The organism is Castellaniella daejeonensis (assembly GCF_039523555.1).
Taxonomy (GTDB): Bacteria; Pseudomonadota; Gammaproteobacteria; order Burkholderiales; family Burkholderiaceae_B; genus Castellaniella; species Castellaniella daejeonensis.
Genome location: NZ_BAAAFN010000006.1, coordinates 57,278 through 75,979, shown reverse-complemented (window position 1 = coordinate 75,979; position 18,702 = coordinate 57,278). Strand labels below are relative to the sequence as shown.

The window sequence follows — 18,702 nt, the reverse complement described above, 5'->3', positions numbered from 1 at the left end:
GGAGGAGCAGACGGCACTGGTCCGGGCGGCGTCACCGCCTCGGTTTTGCAGACCGTGGCTGGCCGTCCCGGCGTGTGACCCGGTCGCCGGCCTTCACGCCGGCGCGGGTGAACCAGCCCTGGTTCATTTCCAGTGCCTGCGTGATGGGTGCCGGCGGGCAGTGCGGGTCCAGGCTGCCGGGCTGCATGTCCTGGATGTCGACGATGCGGCCATTCCGGCCGATGAAGGCGATGGACAGGGGGATGAGGGTGTTCTTCATCCAGAAGCAATGGATGTCCGGATCGCCCAGATCGAACAGCATGCCGCTGTCGGCGGCCAGCGCTGTCCGGTGCATCAGCCCCGCACTCAGGGTTTCCGGCGTGTCGGCGTATTCGGCCTGGATGGCATGGGTGCCGACGCGCAGCGTCACGGTCGGCAGCGGCGGCTGTGCCGCAGCGGGTCCGCCACACAGCGAGACCGCCAGCAGCAGGGCCGCGACGCTTGTCGAGGCAAAAAAACGGGGCCCGCCAGGGGCCCCGCATCGCGTTAAAATGGCGTTGAACATCCGGGCCTGGTTCAGGCGGCGGTAATGTTCAGGGCTTGTTTGCCTTTCGGACCCTGCGCGATATCGAAAACGACCTTCTGCCCTTCTTTCAGGGTCTTGAAGCCGTTCATCTGGATGGATGAAAAATGTGCGAAAAGGTCTTCGCCCCCGTTGTCGGGGGTGATGAAGCCAAAACCCTTGGCATCATTGAACCATTTGACCGTGCCTGTCAGTTTTTGTGACTCTCCGGTGTTTTCGATGGATTCCGACATGCAAACTGCCTCTCGACTATAGTGTGGGGTTTGAACGGACCCCGGTCACCCCTGAGGGCGGCCTGCGGGACACGACGATCATGCTGAATTCCGCGTCATTCAGTCAACTATGGAAACCACTAGGTTCTGATTCGCATGTCGACCGATATTCAAAATCAGCAGCAACTGGTGCGTGAAGCCGCACCTGTGCGCCTCGCGCCGCCGCCGATGTATCAGGTCGTGTTGCTGAACGATGATTACACGCCGATGGATTTCGTGGTGCGCGTGCTCCAGCTGGTCTTCCACAAGGGCAGCGAGGAAGCCGAGCGCATCATGCTGCAGGTCCATCACGAGGGCCGGGGCGTCTGCGGCATCTACACCCGCGACGTGGCCGCCACCCGGGTCGATGCCGTGCTGCACCTGGCCCATGCCGACCAGCATCCGCTGCAATGCCTGATGGAGCCTGTGCCGTTTTTCTGACACCCGGCTGTCCGGAGGCGGTCTTGCGCACAGGCTTTTCCCGTGGTCCCGCGGCGCCGCCGCCCTTAGGGACGATCCCGAGTCCCCGTGCGCCAAACGCCGGGCGGTTTTAGTCATAGAATAGGCATAACGGATTGCTTGATCCGCTCCGATATGCAATGGAGGAAGCGTGATTTCCGAAGAGCTCGAAGTCAGCCTGCACATGGCGTTCGTCGAGGCCCGCGCCGCCCGACACGAATTCATCACCGTGGAGCACCTGCTGCTGTCCCTGCTGGACAATGCCTCGGCAGTCGAAGTCCTCCGCGCCTGCGCGGCAGACATCGAGCTGCTGCGTCAGGACCTGCGCAAGTTCATTGTCGAGAACACGCCAGTCTTCCCGGGCGAGGGCGAGGTCGACACCCAGCCCACTCTGGGATTCCAGCGCGTGATCCAGCGTGCCATCATGCACGTGTCATCCAACGGCTCCAGCAAGAACGCCGTGACCGGGGCCAACGTCCTGGTGGCCATGTATGGCGAAAAGGATTCGCACGCGGTGTATTTCCTTGTGCAGCAGGGCGTGTCCCGGCTGGACGTGGTCAACTACCTGTCCCATGGCATCACCAAGGTCTCCGACGAACCTCCGGCGGCGGACAATCCCCGCCTGGAGCCGCCGGCCGCCGACCCGAAGGCCGAGCAGCAGAAGTCTCCCCTGGAAACCTACGCCACCGACCTCAATGCCGAGGCCCTCAAGGGCCGTATCGATCCGCTGATCGGCCGCGAGGACGAGGTCGAGCGCGTCATCCAGGTGCTGTGCCGCAGGCGCAAGAACAACCCCCTGCTGGTGGGCGAGGCGGGCGTCGGCAAGACGGCCATCGCCGAAGGCCTGGCCTGGCGCATCACCCAGGGCGACGTGCCTGAAGTCCTGCACGAAACCCAGGTCTATGCGCTGGACATGGGTGCATTGCTGGCAGGCACCAAGTACCGGGGCGACTTCGAGCAACGTCTGAAGCTGGTGCTCAAGGCCCTGAAGGACAACCGCCATGCGGTGCTGTTCATCGACGAGATCCATACGCTGATCGGCGCGGGCTCCGCGTCGGGCGGCACGCTGGATGCGTCCAACCTGCTCAAGCCGGCGCTGTCCTCCGGGAACCTGAAGTGCATCGGGGCCACCACCTACACCGAATACCGGGGCATCTTCGAAAAAGACCATGCGCTGGCACGGCGTTTCCAGAAGATCGACATCCCCGAGCCCACCGTGGCCCAGACCATCCAGATCCTGCGCGGCCTGAAGGCGCGCTTCGAGGCGCATCACCAGGTGCGCTATTCGGGCGCGGCGATCACGGCGGCGGCCGAGCTGGCGGCGCGCCACATCAGCGACCGTTTCCTGCCGGACAAGGCGATCGACGTGATCGACGAAGCCGGTGCCGCCCAGCGCCTGCTGCCCAAGTCGCGCCAGAAAAAGCTCATCGGCCGCGCCGAGATCCAGTCCACCGTGGCACGCATCGCCCGCATCCCGCCGCAGAACGTCTCCACGGACGACCGCAACAAGCTCGCCACGCTGGAGCGCGACCTGAAGGCCGTGGTGTTCGGCCAGGACCAGGCCATTTCCGCGCTGGCCGCCTCGATCAAGATGGCGCGCTCGGGGCTGGGCCGGCCCGACAAGCCCATCGGCTGCTTCCTGTTTTCCGGTCCCACGGGCGTGGGCAAGACCGAGGTCGCGCGTCAGCTGGCGTTCGTCCTGGGCATCGAACTGCTGCGCTTCGACATGTCCGAATACATGGAACGGCATACCGTGTCGCGCCTGATCGGCGCGCCGCCGGGCTATGTCGGTTTCGACCAGGGCGGGCTGCTGACCGAGGCCGTGACCAAGCAGCCGCATTGCGTGCTGCTGCTCGATGAAATCGAAAAAGCGCATCCGGACGTCTACAACATCCTGCTGCAGGTCATGGACCATGGCACGCTGACCGACAACAACGGGCGCAAGGCCGATTTCCGCAACGTGATCCTGGTGATGACCACCAATGCGGGCGCCGATACGCTGAACCGCAACACGATCGGGTTTGCCGCGCCGCAGCGCTCGGGCGACGAGATGGCCGAAATCAAGCGCCAGTTCACCCCCGAGTTCCGCAACCGGCTGGATGCGATCATCGGTTTCTCGCCGCTGCCGCGCGAAGTCATCCTGCAGGTCGTGGACAAGTTCCTCATGCAGCTCGAGGACCAGCTTCACGACAAGCACGTCGAGGTTCTGTTCACCCAGGCGCTGCGCGATTACCTGGCGCGGGCCGGCTTCGATCCCGCCATGGGCGCCCGGCCCATGCAGCGCCTGATCCAGGACACCATCCGCCGGGCATTGGCCGACGAGCTGCTGTTCGGCCGCCTGGTGCACGGCGGACGGGTCGAGGTCGACCTGGACGCCCGGGAGCAGGTGGTGCTGAATTTCCCCGAAGGCGGCGAGGGCGCAGGAGCCGTGCCGGAGCCTTCGCGGCCCGAGCCTGAGCTCGTGGATTGATGTCGCGCGGGCCCCTGATCGCCTGCCCGCATTGCGACACGCTGCACGTCCGGCTCGATCCGGGCGTGCGCGGCAGGGCCGAATGCCGCTGCTGCGGCACAGTGCTGTACCGGCGCGGCTGGCTGTCGATGGAGCAATGGGTGGCGCTGGGGTGGGCCGGCCTGGCCGTGTTTGCCATTGCCCAGTGGTTTCCCATTGCCAGTCTTTCGCTCCAGGGACAGGACATCAGCCTGACCTACTGGCAGGCCCTGCACTTGTGCTGGGATCGCGGCTACTACGGGGTTTCGGTGCTCACCGGGCTGGTCGGATTCTGGTTTCCTCTGCTCCAGATCGCATTGACGTTGTGGGTGATGCAGGCGATCGCGGCGCGGCGTCTGCCACCCGACCTGGGGCGTACGCTGCGGCTGCTCGGGCATCTGGCGCCGTGGTCCATGGCGACGGTGCTGATCCTGTCCATCCTGGTGTCCGTCGTCAAGGTGGCCGGCCTGGCGCGCCTGCAGGTGGAGCCCGGCATGCTGGGTTTCCTGGCGCTCTGTTTCCTGCTGACCGGACTGAGCCGCTGGAATGCGCGCGCTCTGTGGCGCCAGGCCGAGGATGCCGGCCTGGTGCCGGTGTCGGGCGCGCAGGGGCGGGGCAGGGTATGCGATGCCTGCGGCTGCGTCCAGGCCCCCCGGTCATCCGGGCGCTGCCTGCGTTGCGGCGCCGCAATGAAGCACCATCGCCACGGCGAACCGGGCCAGGTCTGGGCCTTGCTGTTGTCGGCGGCCGTGTTCTACGTACCGGCCAATTTCCTGCCGATCATGGAAGTTCGCACCCTGCTGGGGCGCAGCGACCACACCATCCTGGGCGGGGTGATCGAGCTCTGGCGCTACGGCTCCTGGGACCTGGCCGTCATCGTCTTCGTCGCCAGCGTGCTGGTGCCGGTGACCAAGCTGCTCGCACTCGCCTTCCTGCTGTGGCGCAACCGGCCCGTGGATGCGGAAGTCCAGCGGCAGCGCACGCGGCTGTACGCCCTGGTCGAGTTCGTCGGGCAATGGTCCATGCTGGATGTCTTCGTCGTTGTCCTGATGGCCGCCATGGCCAATTTCCCGGGCTTGTCGCAGATCAGCGTCGGGCCTGCCGCACTGAATTTCGGCGCCGTGGTCGTGCTCACGATGTGGGCGGCCATGCGCTATGATCCGCGTCGAGGCTGGGACATCCTGCGGGATGCCCGGCTGGCAAAGGAAAAGCATGGACACTGAGGATCCGCCCGCCCGGAAGCCGGACGACCCCGTCGGCACGGAATTTCCCGCAGACAACCCCGCAGAGCCCGTCATCCGGCCCGGCCGCGCCCTGCATTGGTCCTGGGTCTGGCTGGTGCCCCTGCTGGCGCTGGCGGTGGGGCTGTCCCTGCTTGCCTCGGTCTGGGTGCGCAACGGCCCGGTCATCACCATCAGTTTCCTGTCGGCGGCCGGCGTCGAGGCCGGCCAGACCAAGCTGCGCTATCGCGACGTGGTGGTGGGCGAAGTATCGGACGTGCGTGTGGCGGGGGATCGCAAGCACGTGCTGGTGGACGTGCAGCTCAGGCGCGAGGGTTCCGAATACATCACCCAGAAGGACTCCAAGTTCTGGATCGTCCGGCCCCAGGTCAGTCTCGCGGGCGTGTCGGGGCTGGATACGCTGCTGTCGGGCGTCTACATCGACGTGGATGCGCCCACCGTGCGCCCCAAGGGCGATCCGGTCCGTACCTTCGAGGGTCTGCGCAATCCGCCGGAGGTGCTCAGCGGCCAGGTCGGCACCCGTTACGTGCTGCGGGCCGATACGCTGGGTTCGCTGCGCGTGGGGTCCCGCATCCACTATCGCCGCATCGAAGTCGGCCGTGTCGTCAGCTACGAGATGGCGGCTGACGGGCGGTCGGTCAATCTGCACATCTTCGTCGAAGCCCCCTATGACCGCTACGTGACGCCGGACACGCGTTTCTGGAACGACAGTGGCGTGGATCTGACGGTATCGACCGACGGGGTCCAGATGCGCACCAGCGGCCTGTCGGCAATCCTGAATGGCGGCATTGCCTTCGCCCAGGCGGATGAGTCCAGTTCCTATGACGGCGAAGTGGACAGCGCGCCGGCCGCCGCCGGCAGCACCTATCGCCTGTTCGGCTCGCGCGACGAAGCGCTGTCCGATCCGGATGGCGATCCGGTCACGATCGAGCTGCGCTTCGACCAGTCGGTCCGGGGGCTGCGCGTCGGGGCCGACGTCGACTTCCGCGGCATGTCGATCGGCAGGGTGGTCGACATCGACCTGGAATTCGACAAGGCGCGCCGTCGTTTCTATTCCCGGGTGCGGGCGCAGCTCTATCCGATGCGGTTCAGCGAGGCCTATCGCCAGCTGACCGAGGCGTCCGGCGGCCTGCGGGACGAGGCGCTGCTGCAGCCCTTGATCGAGCGGGGGTTGCGGGCTCAGCTGCGTACCGCCAGCCTGCTGACCGGACAACAATACGTGGCCCTGGATTTCTTCCCGGGCGAAGCGCATGCGAAACCCGAGATCCCGGGAGACCTCTCCAATCACAGGGGATTCCTGGTGCCTACGGTACGAGGGGATTTCGACCGGCTGCAGGGACAGCTGGGCAATATCGTCGCCAAGCTCGACAAGGTGCCGATCGATGAGATAGGCCGTGACCTGCATGGCAGCCTGGAGGCCTTGAATCGCCTGCTGCAGCGGCTGGACAGGCAGGTTGCGCCCCAGGCAAGCAAGGCGCTGTCTTCGGCCAGCACCTCGCTGGACCGTATCGGCGCGGCACTGGCGCCCGACGCACCCCTGCTGGGCGGCTTGCGCGATACCCTGGGCGAACTGGACCGTGCCGTCCGCGCCTTGCGCCTGCTGTCCGAAACCCTGCAGGCGCATCCGGATGCCCTGATCCGGGGGCGTGCGCCCGATAAGCTGCATTGATGAGGAAAAGCGCATCATGAAACGGACGAACCTGGGCTGGGCCTGCCTGATCGGCCTTGCGGGGCTGCTGGCGGGTTGCTCGGTGGCCCCTCAGCGCTACTACAGCCTGGCCGCTGCACCCGTGGCCGATCATGGGGCGGCGGGAAGCCCGACGGTGGACTACCGCCTGAACCTGACGGTGGCGCGAATCCCGGCCGAATCCGAGCGGCCACAACTGGTGGTCCGTGATCCGGCCGCGGATCCTGCTGTGCAGGTGCTGAACGATTCCCTCTGGGCGGCGCCGCTGGCCGACCAGATCCGCGATGCGCTGGCTTTCGGGGTCGGCCGCCGGTTGGGTGCAGAGGACGTGCGGCGCCTGCCGGACGCGGCATCCGGCCCCGTCCGCCGCATCGATGTGCGGATCGATCGGTTCGACATGGTCTGGGGGCATTTCGTGGCGCTGGAAGCGAATTGGACGGACCGGCCGCCGGGTGCCGGCCATGCCCGCCTGTGCCAGGCCTCTGTGCGCCAGCCCGCAGGCGTGGGTGTGGCGGCGCTGGTGGATGCCCAGCGCCAGGCACTGGAGCGTCTGGCGGCCCTGATCGCTGATGAAACAGCAGCCGCATCGACTGATTTACAGAGGGGGCCAACCATGTCAAAATCCGGTTGCACCTGATCAGATTTGGGGTTAACCATAATGGCGATTTCAGGTGCAACCTTTTAGCATGGCGCCTGATGCGAACCGGGTTCTCCGGTCGGCGATACCAAAGTGGAATACCTCGAACATGGCTACTGTAACCCTGGGTGTGAAAGTCGATGAGGCGCTGCGCGAGCGTCTGCGGGTCCTGGCGGATTCACTGGGCTGCACGCCGCACTGGCTGCACAAGCAGGCTTTGCTGAGCTACATCGAGGCCATCGAGCGCGGCCAGGTGCCTGCCGAGCTCGATCGCCGCTCGGATGCCGAAACGGCCGAATCCCCGTCGGCGGAATCCGAGCCGCTGGCCCCGTTCCACGAATTTGCCCAGGACGTCCTGCCGCAGTCCGTCCTGCGCGCCGCCATCACCGCCGCCTACCGTCGCCCTGAACCGGAATGCGTGGCCATGCTGGTGGACCAGGCCGAGTCGCCCCAGCCCGAACAGGTCGAGACCCTGGCCCGCCGGCTGGTCCAGACCCTGCGGGACAAGCGCAAAGGGGGCGGGGTGGAAGGCCTGATCCAGGAATTCTCGCTGTCCAGCCAGGAAGGCGTCGCCCTGATGTGCCTGGCCGAGGCGCTGCTGCGCATTCCCGACCAGGCCACGCGCGATGCCCTCATCCGCGACAAGATCAGCCACGGCGATTGGCGCTCGCATGTGGGCGAATCCCGTTCGCTGTTCGTCAACGCGGCCACCTGGGGGCTGCTGGTCACCGGCAAGCTGGTCAGTGTCAACAGCGAGCAGAATCTGTCCCAGGCCCTGACGCGCCTGATCGCCAAGGGCGGCGAGCCCCTGATCCGGCGCGGCGTGAACATGGCCATGCGCCTGATGGGCGAGCAGTTCGTCACGGGCCAGACGATTTCCTCGGCCCTGGCCAACAGCCGCAAGTACGAAGACATCGGTTTCCGCTATTCCTACGATATGCTGGGCGAGGCAGCGACCACGGCGGAAGACGCCGAGCGCTACTACCAGTCCTACGAGCAGGCCATCCACGCCATCGGCAAGGCTTCCCAGGGGCGCGGAATCTACGAAGGCCCCGGCATTTCCATCAAGCTCTCGGCGCTGCATCCGCGTTATTCGCGCGCCCAGCGCGACCGGGTCATGGACGAACTGCTGCCGCGCATGGTCGAACTGGCCGCACTGGCGCGCCGCTACGATATCGGCCTGAACATCGATGCCGAAGAGGCCGATCGCCTGGAGCTTTCCCTGGATCTGCTGGAAGCCCTGTGCTTCGATGAACGCCTGCGGGGCTGGAACGGCATTGGTTTCGTCATCCAGGCCTACCAGAAGCGCGCTCCGTTCGTGATCGATTTCGTGATCGACCTGGCGCGACGCAGCAAGCATCGCCTGATGGTGCGGCTGGTCAAGGGCGCCTATTGGGATTCCGAGATCAAGCGCGCACAGGTCGACGGCCTGGAAGGCTATCCGGTCTACACGCGCAAGGTCCACACCGACGTGTCCTACCTGGCGTGCGCGCGCAAGCTGCTGTCGGCGCCGGAAGCGATCTTTCCCCAGTTCGCCACGCACAACGCCCAGACGCTGGCGTCGATCTACTACATGGCGGGCGAGAACTACTACCCCGGGCAGTATGAATTCCAGTGCCTGCACGGCATGGGCGAACCCCTGTACGAAGAAGTCGTCGGTCCGCTCTCCAAGGGCCGCCTGAATCGGCCTTGCCGCGTTTACGCACCCGTGGGCACGCACGAGACCCTGCTGGCCTACCTGGTGCGCCGCCTGCTTGAAAACGGGGCGAATACCTCTTTCGTCAACCAGATCGGCGACCGCGACCTGCCCATCGACGCGCTGGTGACCGACCCGGTCCGCAAGGCACGCGCCATTCAGCCGCTGGGCGCACCGCACGACCGCATTCCCCTGCCGCGCGACCTGTACCGGGCACACGAGGACCGCGCCAATTCGGCCGGCCTGGATCTCAGCAACGAGCATCGCCTGGGTTCCCTGGCCGCGGCACTGCTGGGCAGCGCAACGATGGAATGGCGTGCCGCCCCCCCGGGGGAATGGCGGGACGAACGCGCCCGCGCGGTGCTCAATCCGGCGGATCACCGGGATGTGGTCGGCCAGGTGGTCGAGGCCGACGAGGCCGACGTCCAGGCGGCCCTGGGGCGCGCCGAATACGCCGCGCCGATCTGGCAGGCCACGCCGCCGGCCGAGCGGGCGCAATGCCTGCGGCATGCCGCCCAGCTGATGGAAGACGAGATGCAGTCGACCATCGGCCTGATCGTGCGCGAGGCCGGCAAGTCCTTCCCCAACGCCATCGCCGAAGTGCGCGAGGCGGTCGATTTCCTGCGCTATTACGCCGTCCGGATCGAAGAGTCCTTTTCCAACGACAGCCACCGGCCCCTGGGCCCGGTGCTGTGCATCAGCCCCTGGAACTTCCCTCTGGCGATCTTCACCGGCCAGGTGGCTGCAGCCCTGGCCGCCGGCAACGTCGTGCTGGCCAAGCCGGCCGAACAGACCGCGCTGATTGCCGCCTATGGCGTATCCGTGCTGCATCGCGCCGGCATTCCGGCCGATGCGGTACAGCTGCTGCCGGGCCGGGGAGAGACTGTCGGTGCGGCCCTGGTTGCCAGCCCGGCGGTGCGCGGCGTCATGTTCACCGGCTCGACCGAGGTTGCACGCCTGATCGCAGCCACCCTGGCCGATCGCCTGGACGGTGCCGGCCATCCGATTCCCCTGATTGCCGAGACCGGCGGCCAGAACGCCCTGATCGTCGATTCCTCGGCGCTGACCGAGCAGGTCGTCTACGACGTGCTCAGTTCGGCATTCGATTCGGCCGGTCAGCGCTGCTCCGCCCTGCGCGTGCTGTGCGTTCAGGAAGACTGTGCCGACCGCACCCTGGCGATGCTGCGGGGCGCGATGAATGAATTGCGTGTGGGGCGCCCCGAGCTGCTTTCCACCGATATCGGCCCCGTGATCGACGCCGAGGCCCAGGCCGTGATCGAGCGGCACGTCCAGGCCATGCGGGCGGCCGGACACGCCATCGACCGGCATCCGATGGATGCGGAGCAAACGCGCCACGGCACCTTCGTGGCCCCGACCCTGATCGAAATCTCCGACATCGCCGAACTGGAACGCGAGGTCTTCGGCCCCGTCCTGCATGTGCTGCGCTATCGCCGTCAGGATCTCGACACGGTGATCGATGCCATCAACAGCCGGGGCTATGGCCTGACCTTCGGCGTGCACACCCGGCTGGACGAGACCGTGCGCCATGTCACCGAGCGCATCCGCGTGGGCAATATCTACGTGAACCGCAATATCGTCGGCGCGACCGTGGGCGTGCAGCCCTTCGGGGGCGAGGGCCTGTCGGGGACCGGTCCGAAGGCCGGCGGCCCCCTGTATCTGCATCGCCTGCTGGCCGCCGGGCCCAGCTTCCTGCCCGTCGAGGGCGTGGTGGGCAAGGGCGCTCGTCCGCTGACGCTGCCCGGACCCACCGGCGAGACCAACCAATACCACCTGAAGCCGCGGGGCACGGTGCTGTGCCATGCGGCCAGCTCGGCCGGGGCGCAGGCGCAGCTGGAAGCTTGCCAACGCACGGGCAACGACATGCTGTGGGTGGACCATCCCGAAGTGCGTGCCTTCCTGGCGGCTCGCCCCGAGGGTGCGGGTGCCCGCTGGGTGGCGCCCGAAGCCGCCGCCGCGGCCGACTTTCAGGCGGTGCTCTACGAGGGCGACGGTGATGGCCTGCAGACACTGTCTCGCGCGGTCGCCGAGCGTTCCGGCCCGATCGTACCGATCCTGGCGCGGCGCGTCGACGAACTGTCCGCAGGCAAGGCCTATCCTCTGGAAATGCTGGTGCGCGAAGTCTCGGTCTGCATCAACACCGCCGCCGCCGGCGGCAACGCCAGCCTGATGATGGTGGGATGATCCCGGACGACAGGCAGTCCGCTGCGACTGCCTGTCGCCTGAATCATCCGGGCCGCATCCCGGATGCGCGCAAAAGAAAAAGGGCTTCGATCGAAGCCCTTTTTCCTGGCCGGTCGCCGAGGTCAGTCCTGGCGATCCGTCACTTCCACCAAGTGGTATCCGAACTGCGTGCGGACCGGCCCCTGGACCACGCCAACCGGAGCACTGAAGACGACCTCGTCGAATTCACGCACCATCTGGCCGCGGCCGAAGGTGCCCAGGTTGCCGCCGTCGCGGCTGGAGGGGCAGTTGGAGTGCTCGCGGGCGACTGCGGCGAAATCGGCGCCGCCTTCGATGTCGGCCTTCAGCTGCAGGCATTGCTCTTCGGTGTCGACCAGGATGTGGCGGGCGGATGCTTGGGTCATGGGTTTTTCCTGAGAGGGATTGGATGGTGGTTGTCTTGCGCGTCCGTGTCTCAGTGCCCCAGGTATGCGGCCTGGATTTCCGGCGAGGACAGCAGTTCGCGCGACGAGCCTTCGTGCGACAGTTTACCGACTTCCAGCACGTAGCCCCGGTCGGCGAGCTTCAGCGCCATGCGGGCGTTCTGCTCCACGATCAGGATGGTCACACCGGTTTCCCGCACGTCGCGCAGCACCTGGAAGATGTTGCGCACGATGATCGGGGCCAGGCCCAGGCTGGGTTCGTCGAGCAGCAGCAGGCGCGGCTTGGTGACCAGCGCTCGGCCGATGGCGAGCATCTGCTGTTCGCCGCCCGAAAGCGTGCCGGCCAGCTGGGCGCGGCGTTCGTACAGGCGCGGGAAGATCTTGTAGACATGATCGCAGCTGGCTTCGATTTCGTCCGTGGGCCGGGTGAAGCCACCCATGCGCAGGTTCTCGGCCACCGACAGGGTGCCGAACACGCGGCGTCCCTCGGGCGACTGGCCGATGCCCAGGCGCACGATGCGGTCGGCGCCCATGCGAGTGGTATCGTGCCCGGCAAAGGTGATCTTGCCCGACTTGGGCGTGATCAGGCCACTGAGGGTGCGCATCAGCGTCGTCTTGCCGGCGCCGTTCGCGCCGAGGATGGCCACGACTTCCTTTTCCTGCACGTGCAGGGAAATGCCCTTGAGGGCCTGGATGTGGCCGTAGTTGACGTGCAGGTCTTCGATCTGGAGCAGAGGTGCGGTCATACGTTCACCTGGTCTTGTACGGCGTTCATCAGCGGGTCGTCCTCGTCGTCGTCCTGGCCCAGATAGGCCTCGATGACGAGCGGATTGCTGCGGATCTCGGCGGGCTTGCCCTCGGCGATCTTCTTGCCGAAGTTGATCACGACGATGTTGTCGGTGACGTTCATCACCACGCTCATGTCGTGTTCGACCAGGATCACGGTGATGCCGGCGTCGCGGATGGCGCGGATGGTTTCGTTCAGGCCGGCGGATTCCTGCTCGTTCAGGCCGGCGGCCGGTTCGTCCAGGATGATGAGCTCGGGTTCGGCCACCAGCGTGCGGGCCATTTCGACACGCCGCTGCGCCCCGTAGGGCAGGGAAGTGGCGATCTCGTGGGCCACGTCGGCCAGGTCAAGCTGCTGCAGCACTGTCATGGCGCGTTCGATCAGTTCGCGCTCCTCGCGGCGCTGCGCGGGGGTATTCAGCAGGCCCTGCCACCAGGACTGGCGCATCCGCAGGTGCTGGCCGGCGATCACGTTTTCCAGCACCGTCATGTCCTGGAAAAGGCGGATGGTCTGGAACGTGCGGCGGATGCCGGCCTCGGCCACGCGGTGCGGGGCGAGTCCCGTGATGTCGCGGCCGTGCCAGCGGATGTGGCCGTCGGTGGGCCGGTAGACCCCGGTGATCATGTTGAACACCGTGGTCTTGCCCGCGCCGTTGGGGCCGATCAGGCCGACGATTTCGCCTCGCCGTACCTTGAAGCTGAGGTCGTCGACCGCGCGCAGGCCGCCGAAGCTGATGCCGATGCCGTCGAGCTCGAGCAGGACCTCGGCCTCGGATTGCTGGGAAACTGCGGTGTTCATATGACCCCCTTGCGAGCCGGCCAGATGCCTTGCGGACGCAGGATCATGACGAGGATCATCGCCACGCCGAAGGCGAGATAGCGGTATTGGGCGAATTCAGTGAAGATCTGCGGCACCACGAACATCATCGCGGTCCCCAGCAGCACGCCGGGCACGGATGCCTGGCCGCCGACCAGCACGATGGCAAACAGCACCACCGAATCGGTGAAGCGGAACGATCCGGGGCTGACGGCCGAGAGCTGCATGGCGAACAGGGTGCCGGCCAGGCCGGCAAGCCCCGCCGACAGCGCGAAGGCGGCAACCTTGTAGTTGCGGGCGTTGACCCCCAGCGTGGTGGCGGCCAGCTCGTCGTGCTTGATGTAGCGGAAGGTGCGTCCCAGCGAGGAACGGTCCAGGTTGCCCATCAGCCACAGCACCACGGCCAGCACGACCCAGTTCATGTAGAACAGATCGCTTTGCGTGCCGAACATGTGGCCGAAGAGCGTGGGGCCGCTGATGCCGAACAGGCCGTCGGCACCGCCGGTCATGCCGAACAGGTTGTTCTGCATGGCCAGCACGAAGATGGCGTTGAAGCCGATGGTGACCACCAGCAGGTAGTCGCCGCGCAGCTTGACGATGGGGGCCGACAGGATGGCGCCCAGGGCTGCGGCCAGCACGATGGCCACCGGGATCGTCCACAGGATGGGCCAGTTGAAATACAGCGACAGGATCGCGCTGGTGTAGGCGCCGATGCCGAAGTAGACCGCGTGGCCCATGTCGTACATGCCCGCGCGGCCCAGCACGATGTCCTGGGACAGGGCGACGATGGAGTAGATGGCGAAAATGCCGCCGATGGTGATCCATGCGGGCGACAGCAGCTGAGGAATCAGCAGGCCCAGGATCCACAGCGCGGGGCCGACCAGGCGCAGCGCGCGGGTCGAGCCCGAAGAGGTGGCCGGAGAGGCTTGGTTCATGTGTTTGTCCATGGATTACACCTTTTCCGCGACGCGTTCGCCCAGCAGGCCGGTGGGGCGCACCAGCAGGATGGCGATCAGCAGGGCGAAGGTGATGGCGTCCTGCCAGGAACTGGAGACGTAGCCGGCGGCGAAGGCGTTGAACAGACCCAGCACCAGTCCGCCCAGCATGGCGCCGGGGATGTTGCCGATGCCGCCGATGATGGCTGCGATGAAGGCGCTCAGGCCGTAGGACCAGCCCATGGTGAAATAGGTCTGGCGGTAGTAGAGACCGATGAACAGGCCGCCCACTGCGCCCAGGACGGGGCCGATGATGAAGACCATCGCGATCACCCGGTTGACGTTGACCCCCATCAGCCGGGCGGCGTCCTGGTCGATGGCGGTGGCGCGGATGGCGGTGCCCACGCGCGTGTGGTGCACGAAGAAGTACAGCGCTGCCATCAGCACGAACGCACCGACAATGATCAGCAGCTGGACGAAGCTGAGGTAGGCCCCGCCGATCTGCCAGGTGGTGCTGGGCAGGAGATTGTTGGGGAAGACCTGCACGTTCGGGCTCCAGATCAGCATGATGCCGTTCTGGATCAGCATCGATGCGCCCAGGGCCGACACGACGGCCGACAGGCGGGGCGCCTTGCGCAGGGGTTTGTAGGCGAATTGGTCGAGCAGTGTGCCGGCGACGGCCACCACGATCATGGCGATCAGAAACGCCAGGATCAGCAGGACCGGCGTGGACAGGCCGCCGAAGATGCCGGAGGTGAGGACGGTCAGGCCGATGAAGGCGCCAAGGATGCACAAGTCGCCATGGGCGAAGTTGATCAGCTTGAGCACCCCGTAGACCATGGTGTAGCCCAGCGCGATCAGCGCGTAGATGCCGCCGACCGTCACCCCATTGATGAATTGCTGGAGGATAGAGTCCATCGATCGGTTTCCAGAGAGAGCCGCGTCGCGGCAGGCGCGCCGCCCGGAGCCGGGTACGGCGGAAAGAACGGCGCCCGGGCGTGGAGCACGGGCGCCGTCGGACGGCAGGCTTAGTTCGTCGGGTAGATGGTCTTGTAGCTGCCGTCGGCCTGGACTTCGAAGGCGGACATCGGGCTGCCGATGCGTTCGCCCTTGTCATCCCAGGTGAAAGGACCGGTCAGGCCCGGGAAGGGCTGCTTCATGCTGTGCAGCCAGGGGATCAGCTTGGACGTGTCCGTGCTCTTGGTGTCTTCGATGGCGGCGAAGACCGCACGCAGGCCGTCGGCATTGGTGAGCGTGTAGATGCTGGGAGGCGGCGCACCGAAGGCCTTCTCGTAGCTGGTCAGGAATTCCTTGGCTTCGGGATAGGGCAGGTTTTCGGGAGCGGGCACGTTGACGATGACGGCACCCTGGGCAGCGTTGCCGGCGATCTTGGCAAAGGCCGCGTTCTGGTTGGCGTCGCCGCCGACGAAGTCCGTTTCCATGCCGAGCTGCTTCATCTGGGCGCGGATCAGGCCGCCATCGGTGTAGTAACCGGAGAAGAACAGCACGTCGGGATTTTCGGCCTTCAGCTTGGTCAGGACGGCGCTGTAGTCCTGGGTGCCGGCATTGATGAAGTCTTCGGCCACGACGTTGCCGTTGTTCTTCTTCAGGGCATCGACAGTCGCCTTGGCCAGGCCGGTGGCGTAGCTGGAGCGGTCGCTCAGCACGGCGATGCGCTTGTATTGCTTCACCTTGGTGAAGTAGTTGGCCACGAATTCGGCTTCGTCGCTGTTGGGCGGCGCGTTGCGGAAGAAGGTCTTCCAGCCGCGCTGGGTCAGCTCGTCGCTGGTGCCGTCCGAGGTCTGGATGACGTTGGCGGCGGAATAGATCGGGGCGGCGGCCAGTGCGGCGCCGCTGGTGTAGGTGCCGATCACGGCGATCACGCCGTCGTTGACCAGCTTGCGGCCGCAGATGGCGGCTTGCGAAGCCTTGCCTTCATCGTCGCACACGATCACCTGGATCTGGCGGCCCAGCAGGCCACCGGCTTCGTTCTTTTGCTTGACCAGCAGCTGGACACCGTTTTCGATGCCCTGGCCCTCGGCGGCGTATTCGCCCGTGATGGGGGCCTGCACGCCGATCTTGATGGGGCCATCGGCGGCGAACGCCGTGCCGGCACCGGTCGCCAGCAGGATCGCTGCGGTGAGAGTGGAAAGTTTGGTCAGCCTGCTCATGTCTGGATTCTCCTTTGTGACGGATCCAATCGCGGTGATGGGTTCGGGTAGAGCGTGTGCGATGCGGTCGGTCTCTTTCCGGGGGTTGCCCTTGTCTCTATGGAAAGAAGACCGGTTCCTCATGAGGCTTCGTCATGTGGATGACGGAGCCGTGCGAGGATTGGTTAACCCTATCGTTCAGGTAGAACCCCGGAGGCAGGGGAAAAGCGCAACCTGAAAGACGGGCGAAGTATAACCATCTGAAATCTGCAAGTGCAACCAGGGATATCGCCTAGATCAACGCTTGCATAACCACAGCGCTTCCTGGTCATTTTGAACTGGATACATAATATATTGATAATATTTTTTATAAAAACTAGTACAAACCCTAATATCTGAAATCTAGAAAATTTATAGAAATAAGGCGCAGCCAATTGAAATATAAAAAATATTTCAAATCTTCCCTGGCTGGGGGCAGGATGGCGTGGCTGCGCATGACCTGGCACCGGCAGCCGGCCGATCCGATACGCGGCAGCGCGACCGGGCCGGATCGTTCCGTGCCGAATCGGTATAAACCCTGGCTGAATGTTGGCGTGCGGCGGCGTCAGGTCGGTGTTGGCGTATGTGAGCGCCCGTTCAGTGGCGGCCGGTGCTGCCGAAACCGCCTTCGCCGCGCTCGGTTGCCGTGTCGAAATGCTCGACCATATGCAGGCCCACCTGCACGACTGGCTGGAACAGCAGCTGTGCGATGCGTTCGCCTGGCTGGATTTCATAGGACGCATCGCTGTCGTTGGTGAGCAGGACCTTGATTTCCCCGTGGTAGTCGGCGTCGATGACGCCGATGCCCTGGGCTACACGGATGCCGTGTTTCAGGGAAAGGCCCGAGCGCGAAGCCACGATCGCCACCAGCCCGGGATCCATCATGTTCAGGGCCAGGCCGGTAGGCACCGGCACGCGCTCCCCTGGCGACAAGGTCAGGGGTGCCTCGAGGCAGGCGCGCAGGTCCAGGGCAGCGGAACCTCCGGTGGCATAGTCGGGCAGGGGAATCGCGTCCGAGCCCAGCAGGGGATTGACGATGCGGGCCTGGATGAGTCGTCGTTGCATGGCGGTGAAAGTCTGGATGGAATTTGGCCGGGTGCGGCCGGTTGAAAGAATGCTGTGCCGGGATTCAGTGGCGGGGCAGGCGCCCTGCGATCCAGGCCACCAGTTGCCGGGCGGCCTGCAGCTTGGGCTGCCGTGCCAGGGGGTGTGCGCCCTCGTCGTCGAAGATCACCAGTTCGGTGTCCTCGGCATCCATGGCGTCCTGGGCCAGGTTGCCGACGATGGCGGGGATGCCCTTGCGCGTGCGCTTGGCCTGGGCGTGTTCGGCCAGGCGGTCGGTTTCCGCGGCAAACCCCAAGCACCAGGGGCCGTCGGGCAGGGCGGCGACCTCGGCCAGGATGTCGGGGTTCTGGATGAAATCCAGGCGGGGCGGCTGGCCGCCGGGCTGCTTCTTGAGCTTGAGGGATGACGGGTTGGCGATGCCCCAGTCGGCCACGGCCGCCACGGCGATGAACAGGTCGGTGCCTGCGGTGCGTGCCATCACGGCGGCGTGCATGTCGGCTGCGCTGCGCACGCCGATGCGTTCGACCCCGTCGGGGCACGGCAGCGCAGTGGGACCGGACACCAGGGTCACTTCGGCGCCCGCCTCGGCCGCTGCCCGGGCCAGGGCATAGCCCATGCGCCCGGACGACCGGTTCGTCAGTACCCGCACCGGGTCGATGGTTTCGCTGGTGGGACCGGCCGTGAGCAGTACGCGGCGGCCCGCCAGCACCTTGGGCTGGAAGAAGGCGATCAGGGCACGCAGGATCCGGTCGGGTTCCTCCATGCGGCCCGACCCGGTCTCGCCGCAAGCCTGCGGGCCCGCGTCCGGCCCGACCAGCGACACGCCATCGGCGCGCAGTTGCGCCGCGTTGCGCTGGGTGGCGGGGTGGGTCCACATTTCGTGGTTCATGGCCGGTGCCACCAGCAGCGGCACGGCGCCGCGCGCCACGCACAGCGTGGTCAGCAGGTCGTCGGCCAGGCCATGGGCGATGCGGGCCAGGAAATCGGTGCTGGTCGGTGCCACCAGGATCGCGTCGGCGCCGCGCGTCAGGTTGATGTGCGCCATGCGGTTGTCCATGCGCTCGTCCCAGGCGTCCACCCAGACGGGCCGGCCGGACAGGGCCTGCATCGTGGCGGGCGTGATGAAGCGGGTGGCTGCCTCGGTCATCACCACGTCCACCGTGGCGCCTTCGTCCTGCATGCGGCGCAGCAGCTCGGCCGATTTGTAGCAGGCGATGCCGCCCGTCAGCCCCAGGATGATGCGTTTGCCCGACAGGTCCATGGAG

Annotated in this window: 16 protein-coding genes; 6 read left to right on the top strand and 10 right to left on the bottom strand. The window is 66.0% G+C overall.

From position 1 onward, the window contains the following. Positions 1–31 precede the first annotated feature (31 nt). Both ABD022_RS02260 and ABD022_RS02255 read right to left on the bottom strand, forming a co-directional pair. Entirely contained in the window at positions 32–409 is a 378-nt protein-coding gene (locus ABD022_RS02260; protein WP_343819824.1) for a DUF192 domain-containing protein, read from the bottom strand. A gap of 146 nt (positions 410–555) precedes the next feature. Continuing rightward, positions 556–795 carry a cold-shock protein gene (locus ABD022_RS02255; RefSeq protein WP_043683009.1) on the bottom strand — a complete coding sequence of 80 codons (240 nt, stop codon included), beginning with the start codon at positions 793–795 and terminating at the stop codon, positions 556–558. Between the two features lie 135 nt (positions 796–930). On the opposite strand from ABD022_RS02255, the gene clpS reads away from it, so the two are divergent. The 6 genes from clpS to putA all read left to right on the top strand — a co-directional run bounded on the left by clpS (position 931) and on the right by putA (position 11,223). After that, the gene (gene clpS, locus ABD022_RS02250; protein WP_325124938.1) at positions 931–1,254 is read left to right on the top strand and encodes an ATP-dependent Clp protease adapter ClpS; all 324 of its coding nucleotides are present in this window, start codon (positions 931–933) and stop codon (positions 1,252–1,254) included. Between the two features lie 169 nt (positions 1,255–1,423). Continuing rightward, a complete protein-coding gene (clpA, locus tag ABD022_RS02245; protein ID WP_325125079.1) occupies positions 1,424–3,742 on the top strand; it encodes an ATP-dependent Clp protease ATP-binding subunit ClpA in 2,319 nt (772 codons plus the stop codon). Next, the gene (locus ABD022_RS02240; RefSeq protein WP_325125081.1) at positions 3,742–4,983 is read left to right on the top strand and encodes a paraquat-inducible protein A; all 1,242 of its coding nucleotides are present in this window, start codon (positions 3,742–3,744) and stop codon (positions 4,981–4,983) included. Before clpA ends, ABD022_RS02240 begins: the two co-directional genes overlap by 1 nt. Beyond that, positions 4,973–6,670 carry a PqiB family protein gene (locus ABD022_RS02235; RefSeq protein WP_325125083.1) on the top strand — a complete coding sequence of 566 codons (1,698 nt, stop codon included), beginning with the start codon at positions 4,973–4,975 and terminating at the stop codon, positions 6,668–6,670. The genes ABD022_RS02240 and ABD022_RS02235 overlap by 11 nt, the downstream gene beginning before the upstream one ends. A 16-nt stretch (positions 6,671–6,686) precedes the next feature. Further along, positions 6,687–7,325 (top strand): PqiC family protein, encoded by a 639-nt coding sequence (locus tag ABD022_RS02230; protein WP_325125085.1) that lies wholly within the window; start codon positions 6,687–6,689, stop codon positions 7,323–7,325. A 109-nt stretch (positions 7,326–7,434) separates the two neighbouring features. Further along, positions 7,435–11,223, top strand: coding sequence for a trifunctional transcriptional regulator/proline dehydrogenase/L-glutamate gamma-semialdehyde dehydrogenase (putA, locus tag ABD022_RS02225; protein WP_343819822.1), 3,789 nt, complete (start codon positions 7,435–7,437; stop codon positions 11,221–11,223). A 122-nt stretch (positions 11,224–11,345) separates the two neighbouring features. On the opposite strand, the gene ABD022_RS02220 is transcribed toward putA, so the two are convergent. From ABD022_RS02220 to coaBC, 8 genes are all read right to left on the bottom strand, one after another. Further along, entirely contained in the window at positions 11,346–11,627 is a 282-nt protein-coding gene (locus ABD022_RS02220) for a peptidylprolyl isomerase (RefSeq protein WP_325125089.1), read from the bottom strand. A gap of 50 nt (positions 11,628–11,677) precedes the next feature. Beyond that, complete coding sequence (locus ABD022_RS02215) at positions 11,678–12,379, bottom strand: ABC transporter ATP-binding protein (RefSeq protein ID WP_325125156.1); 702 nt, start codon at positions 12,377–12,379, stop codon at positions 11,678–11,680. Positions 12,380–12,387: 8 nt separating this feature from the next. Next, positions 12,388–13,230, bottom strand: coding sequence for an ABC transporter ATP-binding protein (locus ABD022_RS02210; RefSeq protein WP_325125091.1), 843 nt, complete (start codon positions 13,228–13,230; stop codon positions 12,388–12,390). After that, a complete protein-coding gene (locus ABD022_RS02205; protein WP_325125093.1) occupies positions 13,227–14,183 on the bottom strand; it encodes a branched-chain amino acid ABC transporter permease in 957 nt (318 codons plus the stop codon). The genes ABD022_RS02210 and ABD022_RS02205 overlap by 4 nt, the downstream gene beginning before the upstream one ends. A gap of 15 nt (positions 14,184–14,198) precedes the next feature. After that, complete coding sequence (locus ABD022_RS02200; RefSeq protein WP_325125095.1) at positions 14,199–15,101, bottom strand: branched-chain amino acid ABC transporter permease; 903 nt, start codon at positions 15,099–15,101, stop codon at positions 14,199–14,201. Positions 15,102–15,211: 110 nt separating this feature from the next. After that, positions 15,212–16,354, bottom strand: coding sequence for a branched-chain amino acid ABC transporter substrate-binding protein (locus ABD022_RS02195; protein WP_325125097.1), 1,143 nt, complete (start codon positions 16,352–16,354; stop codon positions 15,212–15,214). Between the two features lie 615 nt (positions 16,355–16,969). Continuing rightward, complete coding sequence (gene dut, locus ABD022_RS02190) at positions 16,970–17,437, bottom strand: dUTP diphosphatase (RefSeq protein WP_325125099.1); 468 nt, start codon at positions 17,435–17,437, stop codon at positions 16,970–16,972. Between the two features lie 64 nt (positions 17,438–17,501). Beyond that, on the bottom strand, positions 17,502–18,698 hold the full coding sequence (gene coaBC / locus ABD022_RS02185) for a bifunctional phosphopantothenoylcysteine decarboxylase/phosphopantothenate--cysteine ligase CoaBC (protein ID WP_325125103.1): 1,197 nt from the start codon (positions 18,696–18,698) through the stop codon (positions 17,502–17,504). Positions 18,699–18,702 lie beyond the last annotated feature (4 nt).

Bases quoted from the DNA above. Each gene is read 5' to 3' on its own strand.
- ABD022_RS02220 (WP_325125089.1), bottom strand. From the start codon at position 11,627: ATGACCCAAGCATCCGCCCGCCACATCCTGGTCGACACCGAAGAGCAA.
- ABD022_RS02235 (WP_325125083.1), top strand. From the start codon at position 4,973: ATGGACACTGAGGATCCGCCCGCCCGGAAGCCGGACGACCCCGTCGGC.
- clpS (WP_325124938.1), top strand. From the start codon at position 931: ATGTCGACCGATATTCAAAATCAGCAGCAACTGGTGCGTGAAGCCGCA.
- ABD022_RS02240 (WP_325125081.1), top strand. From the start codon at position 3,742: ATGTCGCGCGGGCCCCTGATCGCCTGCCCGCATTGCGACACGCTGCAC.
- ABD022_RS02200 (WP_325125095.1), bottom strand. From the start codon at position 15,101: ATGGACTCTATCCTCCAGCAATTCATCAATGGGGTGACGGTCGGCGGC.
- ABD022_RS02255 (WP_043683009.1), bottom strand. From the start codon at position 795: ATGTCGGAATCCATCGAAAACACCGGAGAGTCACAAAAACTGACAGGC.
- dut (WP_325125099.1), bottom strand. From the start codon at position 17,437: ATGCAACGACGACTCATCCAGGCCCGCATCGTCAATCCCCTGCTGGGC.
- coaBC (WP_325125103.1), bottom strand. From the start codon at position 18,698: ATGGACCTGTCGGGCAAACGCATCATCCTGGGGCTGACGGGCGGCATC.
- ABD022_RS02205 (WP_325125093.1), bottom strand. From the start codon at position 14,183: ATGAACCAAGCCTCTCCGGCCACCTCTTCGGGCTCGACCCGCGCGCTG.
- putA (WP_343819822.1), top strand. From the start codon at position 7,435: ATGGCTACTGTAACCCTGGGTGTGAAAGTCGATGAGGCGCTGCGCGAG.
- ABD022_RS02195 (WP_325125097.1), bottom strand. From the start codon at position 16,354: ATGAGCAGGCTGACCAAACTTTCCACTCTCACCGCAGCGATCCTGCTG.
- ABD022_RS02230 (WP_325125085.1), top strand. From the start codon at position 6,687: ATGAAACGGACGAACCTGGGCTGGGCCTGCCTGATCGGCCTTGCGGGG.
- ABD022_RS02210 (WP_325125091.1), bottom strand. From the start codon at position 13,230: ATGAACACCGCAGTTTCCCAGCAATCCGAGGCCGAGGTCCTGCTCGAG.